Genomic DNA, 14,303 nt, shown 5'->3' with positions numbered 1-14,303 from the left:
GAGACATTGGAAATCGCTATGGCGCGTTTACGTTTTGTTAAGAATTCGTCATCGGCACGTTAGTCCCGGCCTCTAATCGTGCCGCCATGGCCCCTTGGCCAGTCCGTTTCACGTAAAAAGGCCAAAGAGATGACAACTCCTCAAAATTCGATCGCCAATCCTATTGAATCTTCTTCCGATTGGCTGCTGACGATCCCGCGCATGTCGCAACAGCAGGGCATTCTGGTCGCGCCGAACGGCACCGGCCTCGCGACATCCTACAGCCTCGTCTACGACGCCTATTTCCCGACCGGCGATTTCGCGGCGAACGGCGCCAAGTGGATACCCTTCCTGCAGACCGACACCACTAATACCAGCGATACCGATATTTTCGGCAAGACCGTCGGCATGGAACGCTACGGCCTTGGCATGAGCGGCGATTTTCGCGGTACGGCCAGGCTGGACGCTTGGAACCGTATCGGCCTGACGATTGAAAAAGACGCCAGCGGCGGCGTATCGATGAAGAAATACATCAATGGCGATTTCATCTCGGAACAGAAGATTGCTGCCTCCAATGCGGGCCGTTTCGCAATCGACCTCGCCAAGGGCTTCCTGATCTTTTCCGACGATAACGGACAGACCTCGGCCGGCTATCTCAGCAATCTCCTTTTCCTGAAAGGCGCCCTGACACAGGGCGAGATGGCGATCCTTGGTGGCGCCAAGGCAGGCGGCATCCTGACGGAAACGATGAAGGAGACGGTTCAGGCCTCCGACCCGCTTGAATTCCGGTTCGCAGAAGGTTCCACCGCACCGGTTATCGGAAAGGGCGCCATCGGCGGCAAGAATGTGGAGCTCTCGACCACGACAGCGAAGGATGCCGGAATTCGGGCTGTCGGCGAACTGCCGCCGCCGGTCGATCCGGCCGCCGCCGCCAGGACCTCCGCCATCAAGGACATGATGGTGACGCCCGATGCGCAGAATGTCACGATTGACCTTTCCAAGCACTTCTCCGGTGAAAACCTCACCTTTGCCGTGCAGAACAGCAAGAACGAGATCCTCAAGGCGGCGGTGACGGATGGAAACAAGCTAGTGCTCGACTTTACGGCACTCGGCCACTCCGATATCCGCGTGACGGCCACCGACCCCGCCGGCAGAAGCGCCACGGACGACTTCCGCGTGCGCGTGGCAGGCCCGAACGCCTACACCATCGCCGTTTTCCCCGATACGCAGGACTATACGTCCAATGACGGCATCAAGCATGTGTTCGGCGAGATGACGCAATGGTTGATCGATAATCGCCAGAACCACAAGATCGTCTTCATGAGCCATGTGGGCGACGTTACCCAGAACAACCAGAGCGGCGAATGGGATATCGCCGAGGCGGCGCTGCGCAAGCTCGACGGCAAGGTGCCTTACGCGATCCTGCCCGGAAACCACGATCAGGCGAATGGCGGAAGTGCCGCCGACCATTCTTCCAACGAACTGGATCGCCGTTTCTCGGCGGAAAAGCAGGCCGCCACCCATCCCGGCGTCTTCGGCGGCGCTTACGATCAGGAGCAGGCGGCCGGTCGCAATACCTACAGCACCTTCACCGCGCCGGACGGCACCGAGTGGCTGACGATCTCGCTCGAATTCGGCCCGCGCGATGATGTGATCCGCTGGGCGGGCGACGTGATCGAGAAATATCCCGACCATCGCGTCATGCTCGCCACCCATTCGCTGACGAGCTATGCGGGGCGCCAGGACAATCTGGCCCTGCCGCTTTATGACGAAGGTGCGGGTTACGACTATGGCATGCGCACCGACCAGCGCGGCGCAAACGACGGCGAATATGTCGCCCGCGCATTGCTTTCGCGTTATCCGAATATCGTCATGACCTTCTCCGGCCATATTTTTGGCGACGGCGCGGAAACCGACATCACCTACAACCAGTATGGCGAACCGGTCTTCCAGTTTCTGGTCAATTACCAGAACGGCGTGTCGCGTGAAATTACCGGCAATGGCGATCAGGACAAGGGCGACAATGGCGGCAACGGCGCGATACGCCTGATCACCATCGATCCCGACAATAACCGTATCACCACCGAAACCTACTTCACCGCCTTCGACGATTATCTCGACGGCTACCGCACCAAGCCGGAACTCGATCGCGACGGGCTGACGGGCTTTTATCGCGGCCACCAGGAGGTGTTCGAGAATGTCTATGTCGGCAAGGGCACGGCGCGCGCCATGGCCAAGGCCGGCGACGATATCGTCGCCAGCGCCGCCGCCGGTGCGTCTTCCGCCAGCGTCGCCCTGTCCGCGGCGAAATCGCCGCTCGCAGGCGAGATCCGCAGCTTCGTCTGGACCGACAAAAACGGCGACATCGTCGCCGAAGGCAAGGAAGCTGTGGCCGATCTCGCGCTCGGCAAGCACAAGCTGACGCTGACCGCGACGGATGCGAGCGGCATCAAAACCCGCGACACGGTCGATGTTCTGGTGCGCGGCGACCGCACCCTGCTCGTTGAAAACTTCAACGACGGCAAAGCCGATGGTTGGGCCACTGATTTCGGCGCCGCCGACGGTAATACCGGTGCTTTCCTGCTCAAGGGCACGGTATTTTCCCGGCCGACCGCCAGCGCAAATCTCGCCGCCCCGGAAGCAGCGCTTTTCGACCAGAGCGATGCGGCGAACAACAAGCTGGTTTATACCGCCGCTCAGTCGGCCACCTGGAGCAACTACGTCTTCGAGGCGACGCTGACCCAGCTCGATAACGATGCGATGGGTGTCTATTTCTACTATAAGGACGCGAATAATTATTACCGCTTCTCCATGGATGGCGAAACCAACCGTCGCCAGCTCGTAAAGGTCGCCAGCGGTAAGGAGACGCTGCTTGCCGAGGTCAATGAAGGCACGCCTTACAATATGGAAATCCCGCTGACCGTTGCGGTGGTCGGCGGCACCATCAACGTCTTCCTTGGCGACAAGAACGTCTTTGGCGGCCCGGTCGTGGATGCGACCGCTCCGCTGTCCGGCGGCACCGTCGGCGTCTATTCCAGCGGCCAGCGTATTTCCGTGTTCGACGATATCGTCGTGACCAGGGCCGTCACGACCGCGAAGGCGGGCATCGACCAGCGTGCATACGATATCGACGGCGACGGCAAGGCCTTCGTGACGCTCGACGCCTCGGGTTCCTTCGGGCCGGAACAATTGACGGGCTTCGTCTGGACCGACCTCAAGGGCAATGTCGTCGCAACTGGCAGGAAGGTCGATGTCGCCCTCAATGCCGGCGTCAACAAGCTGCTTCTCAAGGTTACCGCCGCCAACGGTTCGGTTTCGACGGACCGCATCGACGTCACCGTCGTCGACCGGACGAAAATCCTTGTTGCCGAGGATTTCTCCTCTGCCGAGGCGATGGCCCGCTTCAAGATCGTCGATGAAGGTGAGTTCGGTGGTATCGGACCGGACGGCAAGGCCTCCGAATGGCTGATCTCCAACGGCAAGCTGCTTCAGACGACGGAACTTGCCAGCCGCGAACTGACCTGGTCCGGCGCAACCAATCCCGACTACTACAAGCGCGGATGGAGCCCGATGGGCGACGGCGTCAACGTGCTGCGTCTCGGCACATACGCCCTGTTCAACGATCCGGCGGCGCTCGCCTGGACCGACTATGCCATTGAGACGACGTTCCAGACGCCGGACAAGGACGGTCTCGGCTTCCTGTTCCGTTACAGGGACAGCAAGAACTACTACAAGCTGGAACTCGACGCGGACGGCATTCTCGACCGTAGACCCAGCAATGGCGCTGGCAGCATCTTCAACCTCGTGCGCATGAAGAACGGTATCGAGGAAATTCTGGCCCAGGTTCCGGGTAAATACGAGCCTGGTCAGGCGATGAAACTGCGTGTCGAGGTCGCTGGCGACAAGATCTCCGCCCTCCTCAATGATGAGGCGCTGTTCGCCTACCCGATCGGTGATCGCGAGCTCGACGCCGGTACTTTCGGTCTCTATTCCTGGGGCAATGCCGGCCTGACCTTCGACAATCTGACCGTTGTCGATCTTAAATCCGGTCTCGACACAGGCAAGACCCTGACCGGCACGAGCGGGCACGACATGCTGACCGGCACAGCGAGCGACGAGATCATTTTCGGTCTCGACGGCAACGACGAGCTGCAGGGTGCTGGCGGCAATGACCGGCTGGATGGCGGCAGGGGCGATGATGCGCTGGCGGGCGGTGAGGGCAATGACGCCCTTTCCGGTGACGTCGGTGACGACAGCCTGTGGGGCGAGGATGGCAACGACATCATTTCCGGCGGCTTCGGTGACGATTTCATCGAGGGTGGCCGGGGTAACGACCTGCTGATCGGCGGCGATGGCTCCGACCGGTATCGTTATGGACGCGGCGACGGTTCCGACGACATCGTCGAGGTGGCCTCGGCATCCAGCACTACCGACCGCCTCACCCTGTACGACATCGCCAGAAGCGAAGCGGTGCTGCGCAAATACGGCCAGTCCGTGGAAATCGAACTGGCGGATGGCGCAAAACTGTCTCTGCGCAACCAGCTTGCCGATGGTGGCATCGAAAGGCTGTCCTTTGCCGATGGTGTGGTCCTGGACCGCAACGATATCGTCAAGGCCCTCGTCAATCGCGGTCCGGCTGCAGTGGATGACCGGCTTGCGGCGGTGAACGAGGATGCGCCGTCCTTCGTCATCTCCTTCGCCACGCTGCTCGGCAATGACCGCGACGCCGATCTCGACGGCCTGACGGTAACCGGCGTGTCGGCGTCGGTCGGCGGCACGGCGGTGTTGGAAAACACCGGCATCCGCTTCACGCTCTCGGCTGACTTCAACGGCGAGGCGGCCTTCCGTTACCAGATCGCCGATGGCCGGGGCGGTTCCAGCGAGGCGAGCGCCACCTTTGCCGTGAAGCCGGTCAACGATGCTCCCGAGGTGTCGCCGGTCACCGTCGAGACGGATGAGGACAAGGCCGTCAGCGGCAAGGTCGTCGCCTCCGATATCGACGGCGACAAGCTTTCCTTTGCCCTGAAGGCCGGCGCCACGAACGGCGTCGCCCGGATCGATGCCGAAACCGGCGACTGGACCTACACGCCTGCTGAAAATGTCAACGGAACCGGCAGCTTCATCGTCCTCGTCTCCGACGGCAAAGGCGGGATAAGCGAAAGCACCGTCAACGTCACCATCAAGCCCGTCAACGATGCGCCGGTTGCGGTTGCCGACATGGTCGCCGTGAGAGAAAAGGATAAGGGCGCCTTCGACCTCGTGGCCAACGACACGGATGTCGAGGGTGACCGTCTGGCGCTGGTCGGGGTCTCGGTTACGGCCGTAGCGGGCCTTGCCCTGACGAACGAGCAGGCGGCAGCCGCCTTCTCCGTCGTTGACGGCAAGCTCGTGGTCGATCCCTCCACCGCCTTTGCCACGCTGGAAGACGACCAGCAGGCAACGGTCACGCTCACCTATACGGTGCGTGACGCCAATGGCGGTGAATCGACAGGTGTCACCACCGTCACTGTGGATGGTTATACTGAATACAACATCGTCGAAGGCAGCAATGGCGACGATGTGCTGATCGGGACCAGCCGCAAGGATATGCTCGAAGGCGGCAGCGGCGATGACAGGCTGTCTGCGGGCGAGGGCCATGACATAGTGGATGCCGGCGAGGGTCATGATCGGGTTATCGCTGGCGAAGGCAGCGACGATGTTTATGGCGGTGCCGGCAACGACGTATTGATGGGCGGCGCAGGTAACGACGTCGTTTTCGGTGGCGCCGGCAACGACGAGATAAGCGGCGGATCCGGCCACGATGTGCTGGCCGGCGGCTCGGGCAATGATGTCCTGACCGGCGGCAGCGGCGTGGATATCTTCGTCTTTGCGGCCCGGCGACGGCCAGGACGTGGTGACGGACTTCCAGGCTGGCCTGGATATTGTCCAGCTCTCGAAGGATGTCTTTGCCGATTACCAGACGCTCATCGCCTCCGGCGCGTTCACCGACGGTGCCAACGGCGCTGAGATCGCCTTCAAGGACGGGTCGACCATCACCTTCGATGGCGTCAAGACCGAGCAGTTCGTCATCGACGACTTCCGCTTCGCTTAAACTACAAAGGGCGCATCCGTCAGGATGCGCCTTCAGATCGTGGCCAAACCCGCCGATTTTCGGCGGGTTTGTGCTTTATAGATATTGGCAGGAAGAGGTTACAGCGCCTGCGAAGCGATCCCCAACGCCTTCGCTCTCCCTCGCGGCCCTCTGAGCGCAGGAATGGCCTTGCAATTTGCCGGCCGTCCGCGCGGTGAACGTCGGCAGGCACAGACCCAACCGTGTTTTGACGGCGTTCTTACTTATTTGTTGGACCAATATTAAGCATTTTTGCCAGGACCGAGCAAAGATGGCCTCTTCAATTGACATTTTCTTCGTAACATCCAACAATTGAACATCTGATGGGAGGGGCCATGCACATCATTGATAAAGCGCCTTCCTCGGATGCGCCGCGCGGTTCGGCCGTTGAGCGGCTGATAGCCAATATCCAGCGGATGATTTCGGACAGGAATCTCGCTTTCGGCGATGCATTGCCCACGGAGCGCGAGCTTGGCCTTATGCTGGGGGCGAGCCGCAATACGGTGCGCGAGGCTTTGCAATATCTACGCGCCTACGGCGTCATCGACATCAGGCCGAAAACAGGCGCGGTGTTGACCAATCGTCAAAGTCACGCCGTCGACCGGCTGATGACATTGCATCATGCCATTTCCCCGCCTCCTTCCGCGAGGTGCAGGGCTTCCGCAAAGTGGTGGAAACAGCGGCGGGGAGATCGTGCTCATGCGCGCGGCGCAAAGCGACCTCGACGCGCTGGATGCCGCCAATCGCAGGGTGCGGGAAAGCGTCGGCGCGGAGGAGGCCGCAGAGAATGATTTCGTCTTTCACGATCTCCTTGTGCAGTTGGCGGGTAACAGCGTGCTGCACGCCAGCTATCTTTCGCAGCGTAATGCCATGCTTGAAATCATGCGGATTGGAAAAGGCAATCGGCCCATTCACGATGCCACCTATACCGCGCATCAGGAGATCATCGATGCGCTGCGGGCGCGGGACCGCCTCGCTTTCAGTTATCTTCTGAGCCGGCACCTGGATTTCGGTCTCAGATTCATCGAGGCAAAAGACGGCCTTTCAGAAGATGCTGCCGGGGCAGGAGGCGTTGATGGGGGAGTTTGAGGGCAAGATTGCCCTGGTAACGGGAACCTCCGGCATTGGCCGCGCGTCGGCGCTGGAATTGGCGCGCGCCGGCGCGCAGGTCACCTGTCTGGGCATTGATGAAGCTGCAAATGATGGGTTGCGGGATGTGGCGCGGTCGGAAAAGCTCGATCTTGTCATCCGGACCTGCGACGTTGCCAGCAGCAGCGAGGTGGAAGCGGCCTTTTCCGCTTTCGAAGGGCTCGACGTGATCGTTAATTCCGCAGCCATTCACCCCTACGGAACCGTTGTGGACACCGATCCTGAAGTCTTTCTCAAGGCTTACGCGGTCAATGTCGGCTCCATACAACTCACGGCCCGCCATGGCATCCCTTTGATGCAAAAGCGTGGCGGCGGCGCGATCGTCAATATTTCCTCCGTGCAGGGGCATGCCTGCCAGAAGAATGTCGCAGCCTATGTCGCCACAAAGGCGCCATTCATGCCCTGACGCGGGCCATGGCGCTGGATCACGCAGGCGATCGCATCCGGGTCAACTCGGTCAGCCCCGGTTCCGTGCGCACGCCCATTCTGGAGCTCGCCGCGCGAACCTTCGATGGTGCTGACGCCGACGTGGAGGAGGCCTTCCGCAGATTTGGCGCCGCTCATCCCATTGGCCGGATTGGGGAGCCGGAAGAGATCGCGGCGCTGGTGCTGTTTCTGGCCTCGGACCGCGCCGGTTTCATCACCGGTGCCGATTACCTGATCGATGGCGGCCTGCTGGCGGGATTGGGGGTAAAATAGAGGCGATGAGCGCCGGCCTTTGTATGCGTATATTTGCGCTTTTGTGCTGTTTGATGCTGCATTCCTCTTGACATCGCCCTGCGAAAGGGCCGAGATTGAAGCGGCTTCGCATCGGGAGGACAGCGTGAAAAAACTGGATCGGCAATTGCGCGTCGGTGTGCTCGGTTGCGGGCCGATCGCCCAGTTCGCGCATTTCGAATCCACGGTGAAGGGCCGGAATACCAGGCTCTATGCGATCTGCGACGTCGTGCAGGATCTTGCCGCGCGCATGGGCGCGACCTATGAGCCGGACAAGGTGTATCATGATTACGATGCCATGCTTGCCGATCCGGAGCTTGAGGCGGTCGTCATCGCCACGTCCGACGCTTTCCACGTCCCGGCGGCGATCCGCGCGCTGGAAGCCGGCAAACACGTGCTGTGCGAAAAACCGGTTGGCGTCAGTGTCGAGGAAGTCGAGACACTGGCCGAAACCGTGCGACGGACTGGCAAGGTGCTGCAGATCGGCCATATGAAGCGTTTCGATCCCGGCATAGAGGCGGCCAAACACTTCATCGACAATGAGATGGGCGAGCGATTGGCGCTGAAGGCCTGGTATTGCGACAGCACCCACCGCTACACGATGACCGATGCGGTGCAACCCTTGCCGGTTCTGTCGAAGGCGGCCCTGAAGCCGCGGGAAAATCCGAAGGCTGACCTCAAGCGCTATTACATGCTGGCGCATGGCAGCCATCTGGTCGACATCGCCCGTCATCTTTGTGGCGATATCGAATGGGTGAGGGCGAGACTACTTCAGCGTTTCGGAGCCTATTGCTGGTTTGTCGAAACCGGCTTTGCCGATGGCACGCTCGGCCATCTGGACCTGACCGTGGCTGTGCGGATGGACTGGCACGAGGGCTTCCATATCTATGGCGAGAACGGCAGCGTCCTCGCAAAAACCCATAACCCCTGGTATTACAAGGCAAGCGAGGTGGAGATTTTCCGCGAGCGCACCGCATCCTATGAGCGGCCGCTGGGCGCGGACGGCCATTTCTATCGACGGCAACTCGAGGGTTTTGCAGAGGTCGTTCTTGACAGCGCACCGATGCGCGGCGCCGGCATCGAGGATGGGCTTGCTTCGGTTCGCGCCATGGCTGCCATCGCGAGATCCGTCGAGACCGGCCAGCGGATCGATGTTGCAACGATGACAGGGGCGGTCTGATGCAGGTGGGCATATTCGCCAAGACCTATCCGGGCACGGATCCTCTCGCGGTTCTTACGCGTGCTGCGGCCGATGGTTACGCCTGTGTGCAATATAATCTCGCCTGTTCCGGTCTCGCCTCGATGCCCGACGCCGTATCCGAGGAGGCCGTGGAAGCCATCGCCGCCGCCACCCGTGCGACGGGTGTCCGTATTGCCGCCCTTTCCGCGACCTATAACATGATCCATCCCGACCATGCGCGACGCATCGAGGGCATGAGGCGTCTTGGGGTCTGCCTTAAGGTCGCCGCGTGTCTTGCCATTCCCGTGGTGACGTTGTGCACGGGCACGCGCGACCGCGAGGACCAGTGGCGCCATCACCCCGACAATGACACGGCGGAAGCCTGGAGAGACCTTGTCGAACAGATGGCCCCTGCGGCGGAACAGGCTGATACCCTGGGGATCAGGCTCGGTATCGAGCCGGAGCAGGCCAATGTCGTGCGCAACGCGGACGATGCTGTTCGATTGATGCGGGAGATCGGCTCGCCATCCCTCGGCATCGTGCTCGATCCGGCCAATCTGTTTGAAAAGGCGGATGCCGACGGCGCGCGAGCGATCGTGGCCGACGCCATCGACCGGCTTGCCGGCCATATCGTGATGGCGCATGCCAAGGATCGCGATGCCGAGGGCGGATTTGTAACCGCCGGGCGCGGCGTCATCGACTTTCCGGATTTCATCAGGCGCCTCGATATCGCCGGTTTCGATGGCCCGGTCGTCACCCACGGACTTTCGGAACAGGAAGCACCGGACGTGCGGCGTTTTCTTGCCAGTCTCATCGCATGAGCAGATATCTTCACAGGCTGCCGGATGGGCGAAAGGTTCATGTCGAAGATTGCGGCGCGGGCTTTCCGGTTATCTTTCAGCATGGGCTTGGCGGCGATCGCAGGCAGGTTGCGGATAGTTTTCCCGAGGGGCTTTCATGTCGCCGCATCACGCTCGAATGCCGTGGCCATGGCCTTTCAGGGCTGGCGAGCGGCGAGTCTTATTCCATCGCCGGTTTTACCGATGATCTGATCGCCGTTGCCGATGCGCTTGGCCTTGCGCGGTTCGCGATCGGCGGCATCTCCATGGGCGCGGCGATTGCGCTGCGTATCGCGGTCCTGCACCCCGGTCGGGTGACGGGCCTGATGCTCATCCGTCCCGCCTGGCTGGCGGAAGCTGCGCCGGAGAATATGAGGGCCTTTTCCTTGGTCGCCGATCATCTCCGGCAATCCGGGCGGAACGGACGGGCGGCGTTTCTTGCATCGCCCACGGGCCGCAGGCTTGCGCATGAGGCGCCGGACAATCTTGCCTCGCTTGCCGGCTTCTTCGATCATCCTGAACCCGCAGCCATTGCAGTGCTTCTGGACGCCATCGCAAGGGACGGTCCGGGTGTGGATGAAAGCCAGATCCGCGCGCTCAAGGTGCCGGCCCTGGTGGTCGGACATGGGCTCGATCTCGTTCATCCGCTGGACTACGCCCACAGGCTGGGTGAAATGATCCCCGATGCCCGCGTCATTGCAATCACACCCAAGGCCGTCGACAGGGCACGCTACAGCGCCGATTTGCAAGCTGCCCTCACCGACTTCATCCGGTATCTCGACACATTCCAGGAGAAATGCGCATGACCATGAAAGCCGCAGCCAATTGGTTCGAGGCTCTGCCGCGGGACCGTCTCCTGGGCGAGTTTTCGTTGTGGTCGGCCGATCTCGCCAACCTGGAACGGGAAATCGCCCGCGTCGATCCGCATGTGGATATTTACCATGCCGATGTTGCCGATGGCCGTTTCGCGCCCTCGTTCCTGTTTTTCCCGGATCAGCTTTCGCGTATCCGTAAATTGACGTTCCGTCCCATACATGTCCATCTGATGGTGGAGGGCGATATCGTGCTCAGCCAGATCCGTCAGTTCGCCGAAGCGGGCGCCGACCTGATTTCCATACATCCGGAAAATGGCGCGGTGACGCCGCAGGCCATTGCGCTGATCCGTGAATTGGGTCCCAAGGCGGGTGTGGTGCTGCGTCTGGAAACGCCTGTCGAGACAATCCGGCCGCTTGTGGCGGATATCGACTTCGTCACGCTGCTGGGAACGGCCATCGGCGTCAAGGGGCAGGGGCTTTCCGAGGCGGCTTGCCCGCGCCTGATCGAGGCGGCGGCCATCCTCAAGGCGCAGGGGCGCGGCGATGTCGTGCTGGCGGCCGATGGCGGTATTCGGGATAATACGGTGCCGCTGTTGCGCGAGGCCGGCGCACAGACCGTGGTGCTCGGATCGCTCGCCTTCAACGACCCGGATCTGGTGGGTCGCATCGCCTGGCTGCGCGCGCTCTAGAGCATTTCCAGTAAAAGTGCGGAGTGGTTTTACGGCCGGAAAATGCGTGAAAACAAAGAACTGGAGCACGTCCATCGACGAAGCTCAGGCGACGATCAGCTGGGTGCCCGCCTTCCTGATCGCCGTCATGATGGCATCCGGCGGCCAGGCATCCGTGACGACAAAAGTGATCTGGCTGAAGGTCGCCACGCGCGCGAAGGCGGTGACGTTGAATTTACTCTGATCGATGAGAGCGATGGTGCGCGTCGCCATTTTGATCATGGCCGCCGTTTCGGAAGCTTCCTCGAGCCTGCCCATCGAAATACCGCTCGCTGAAATGCCTGTCGCGCCGATGACGGCGGTATCGGCGCTGATGCCCGGTACTTCGGCAAAGCCAACGGTGCCGATGGTGACCTGTGAGACCGGCCAGTAGATTCCCCCGAGAATATGCAGCGTGCGCAGCGCATTTTCCGGCGCCACTGGCGGCAGGCGCAGATTGTTGGTTATGACCGTCAGGTTCTGCCTTTCGCCAAGCGCCGCAGCGAAATAACAGGTGGACGATCCGCCGTTGACGATCAGTGTTTCGCCGTCGCGGATGAGGTCCGCTGCCGCCTTGCCCATACGCTGTTTGGCGGCAGTAAAGGCGTCCATCCGCGTGCCGAGCGTGGTGTCGACCCTGACCAGCGCGTCATTGTAGATCGCCCCGCCATGGGTACGCAGGATCAGGCCGCGACTTTCCAGTTGGTCGAGGTCGCGGCGGATCGTGTCGCGCGACACCGAAAGCTGCTCGACCATCTCCGCGACGGTCATTTGACCGTTCCGGCGCAGGAGATCGATCAGGCGATTGTGACGAACGGCCGGAAGCGCCGCGCTGCCCGGGCTTTGGGCAGGAGAGGCCGCATTGTCGGTTTCGTCTGTCATCGGCGTTTACTCACGGTCATGAAAAAAGGCCAGCTTGCCGCCGGCCGCTTTCCTTAAAACATGCACCCGGCAGTGGGAGCAACCTTATTCCACGCAAAGATACAGATGCTGTCGCTCCGCATGGCTCAGCCTCCGATCATCAGCTTCACGACCTCGTCATGCGTGGTCTCGGAGATTGCTCTCTCGCCCGCGACAATCCCGCGGCGCAGGACGACGATCCGGTCGGAGACGGCGAAAATATCCTGCAGATTGTGCGAGATGAAAATCACGCCGCGACCCTGCGCCTTCAGCGATTTGATCAGTGAAATGACCTTGCGCTGCTCCGGTACGCCAAGGGCCGCCGTCGGTTCGTCCATGATCAGGATTCTGGCGTTCCAGTAGACCGCACGTCCGATAGCCACCGCCTGCCGCTGGCCGCCGGAGAAATTGCTCACCGGCGCATCCAGGCGTTTGACGTGGAAATCGAGCCTGGCCATGGTTTCTGCGGCGGCATCCGCCATGCGCTTGCGATCAAGAACCGGCAGGAAGCCGAAGAGCTTTTTCATGGGCTCGCGACCGAGGAAGATATTTGCGCCGATTGTCAGATTATCCGCCAGCGCAAGATCCTGATAGATGGTCTCGACACCCAGTTCCCGCGCCTCCTGGGGCGAGGAGAATTTGACGGGCCTGCCTTCAATCAGGATTTCTCCCGAGCTTGGCGGATAGACGCCCGACAGTGTCTTGATCATGGTGGTTTTGCCGGCGCCATTGTCGCCGGCCAGCGCCACCACCTCACCTGGACGAACCAGCAGGGAACAATTTTCCAGCGCCTTAACCGCGCCGAAATGGCGGGAAAGATTGCGAACCTCGAGAAGCGGTTGACTATTCATCCTGCTTGCCTCCGCTGAACCGGCGCTGGGCCTGATCGATCAGCACTGAAATGATGATGACGATGCCGACGGCAATGAATTGCCAGAATGGCTCGACGTTGAGAAAGACAAGGCCATATTGGATGACGGCGATCACCAGCGCGCCGGCCACCGTGCCGATGATCGAGCCGGAACCGCCGAAAAGCGATGCGCCGCCGATCACCACTGCGGCGACCGAGTCGAGCAGCAGGGGCTCGCCCGCCTGTGCGGCGCCGGCGGTGAAGCGGGCCGCATAGAGCGCGCCGCCGAGACCTGCGCACATGGCCGAGAGGACGTAGAGCTTGAGAATATGTTTCTTGATGTCGATGCCGGCGCGCCGGGCCGCCTGAACATTGGCGCCGATGGCGTAATTGTGCTGACCGAAGCGCGTCTGGCTCAGCACATAATGCATGATGAGCACAAAGGCGGCGGCGACCAGCACCAGATAGGGAACGCCAAAAAAACGGCCGTTGCCAAGGGCGGCTAGCCACGAGTTGGATACCGGGACAGTCGTGCCGGAAGCAAGCAGAAAGGCGGTGCCGCGCGCAACGCCGAACATGCCAAGCGTACCGATAAAGGGCGGCACCTTCAGCCGCGAGATCAGCAGCCCATTGATAACGCCCGGTACGCCCGCCGCCAGAACCGCAAAGGCGATCCCGATCAGCATCGCGACGGGAGCGGGGAAATAAAGCCCGGCAATATTGGTCACATGGGCCGCCACGACCGCTGCCAGCCCCATGATGAAACCAGTCGAAAGGTCGATGCCGCCCGAAATGATGACATATGTCTGGCCGATGGCGATCAACAGCGGGGCGACGGCGAATACCGCCACGGATTGCCAGTTGAAGGCGGACAGAACGAAGGTGCCGCCGAAAGACAGCCGCGCCCAGATTTCAAACGTTACGATGAGCGCCGCGAGAAAAAGCCAGGCGCGAAGCTGAGCCACCCGCTGCACGAACGTCTTGCTCACTTCGGCGTGGTCCGCCTGCGGGGCGACGGACTTTTCATCTGAAGTCGTCATGGTGGGGATATCCATCAT

General features: G+C 61.2%; 10 protein-coding genes and 1 pseudogene. 8 read left to right on the top strand and 3 right to left on the bottom strand.

The genetic code is table 11. From position 1 onward, the window contains the following. Positions 1–129: 129 nt before the first annotated feature. The 8 genes and pseudogenes from O3W47_RS01555 to O3W47_RS01525 all read left to right on the top strand — a co-directional run bounded on the left by O3W47_RS01555 (position 130) and on the right by O3W47_RS01525 (position 11,477). Positions 130–5,985 (top strand): Ig-like domain-containing protein, encoded by a 5,856-nt coding sequence (locus O3W47_RS01555; RefSeq protein ID WP_269312775.1) that lies wholly within the window; start codon positions 130–132, stop codon positions 5,983–5,985. Between the two features lie 426 nt (positions 5,986–6,411). Further along, positions 6,412–6,879 carry a FadR/GntR family transcriptional regulator gene (locus O3W47_RS25330; protein WP_442864598.1) on the top strand — a complete coding sequence of 156 codons (468 nt, stop codon included), beginning with the start codon at positions 6,412–6,414 and terminating at the stop codon, positions 6,877–6,879. After that, the gene (locus tag O3W47_RS01550) at positions 6,788–7,177 is read left to right on the top strand and encodes an FCD domain-containing protein (protein WP_269312774.1); all 390 of its coding nucleotides are present in this window, start codon (positions 6,788–6,790) and stop codon (positions 7,175–7,177) included. The genes O3W47_RS25330 and O3W47_RS01550 overlap by 92 nt, the downstream gene beginning before the upstream one ends. Next, a pseudogene (locus O3W47_RS01545) lies at positions 7,164–7,936 on the top strand (SDR family NAD(P)-dependent oxidoreductase). The gene O3W47_RS01550 and the pseudogene O3W47_RS01545 overlap by 14 nt, the downstream one beginning before the upstream one ends. A gap of 124 nt (positions 7,937–8,060) precedes the next feature. Further along, positions 8,061–9,134, top strand: a complete 1,074-nt coding sequence (locus O3W47_RS01540) for a Gfo/Idh/MocA family protein (RefSeq protein WP_262532325.1) — start codon at positions 8,061–8,063, stop codon at positions 9,132–9,134. Beyond that, the gene (locus O3W47_RS01535) at positions 9,134–9,955 is read left to right on the top strand and encodes a sugar phosphate isomerase/epimerase family protein (RefSeq protein WP_174022306.1); all 822 of its coding nucleotides are present in this window, start codon (positions 9,134–9,136) and stop codon (positions 9,953–9,955) included. Before O3W47_RS01540 ends, O3W47_RS01535 begins: the two co-directional genes overlap by 1 nt. Beyond that, positions 9,952–10,779: an alpha/beta fold hydrolase gene (locus O3W47_RS01530; protein ID WP_174022305.1), complete on the top strand. Its 828-nt coding sequence runs from the start codon at positions 9,952–9,954 to the stop codon at positions 10,777–10,779. Before O3W47_RS01535 ends, O3W47_RS01530 begins: the two co-directional genes overlap by 4 nt. Then, complete coding sequence (locus O3W47_RS01525) at positions 10,776–11,477, top strand: ribulose-phosphate 3-epimerase (RefSeq protein ID WP_269312773.1); 702 nt, start codon at positions 10,776–10,778, stop codon at positions 11,475–11,477. The genes O3W47_RS01530 and O3W47_RS01525 overlap by 4 nt, the downstream gene beginning before the upstream one ends. A gap of 84 nt (positions 11,478–11,561) precedes the next feature. Here the strand turns inward: O3W47_RS01525 and O3W47_RS01520 are convergent, their stop codons facing one another. The 3 genes from O3W47_RS01520 to O3W47_RS01510 form a co-directional block, all read right to left on the bottom strand. Continuing rightward, positions 11,562–12,377, bottom strand: coding sequence for a DeoR/GlpR family DNA-binding transcription regulator (locus tag O3W47_RS01520; protein ID WP_269312772.1), 816 nt, complete (start codon positions 12,375–12,377; stop codon positions 11,562–11,564). Positions 12,378–12,502: 125 nt separating this feature from the next. Next, positions 12,503–13,246 carry an ATP-binding cassette domain-containing protein gene (locus tag O3W47_RS01515; RefSeq protein ID WP_080820521.1) on the bottom strand — a complete coding sequence of 248 codons (744 nt, stop codon included), beginning with the start codon at positions 13,244–13,246 and terminating at the stop codon, positions 12,503–12,505. After that, on the bottom strand, positions 13,239–14,285 hold the full coding sequence (locus O3W47_RS01510; RefSeq protein WP_233284797.1) for an ABC transporter permease subunit: 1,047 nt from the start codon (positions 14,283–14,285) through the stop codon (positions 13,239–13,241). The genes O3W47_RS01515 and O3W47_RS01510 overlap by 8 nt, the downstream gene beginning before the upstream one ends. Positions 14,286–14,303: the final 18 nt, after the last annotated feature.

The sequence above is a fragment of the Agrobacterium sp. LMR679 genome (assembly GCF_027157905.1).
In the GTDB taxonomy this organism is placed as follows: domain Bacteria; phylum Pseudomonadota; class Alphaproteobacteria; order Rhizobiales; family Rhizobiaceae; genus Agrobacterium; species Agrobacterium leguminum.
This window is presented reverse-complemented; position numbering and strand designations above follow the sequence as displayed.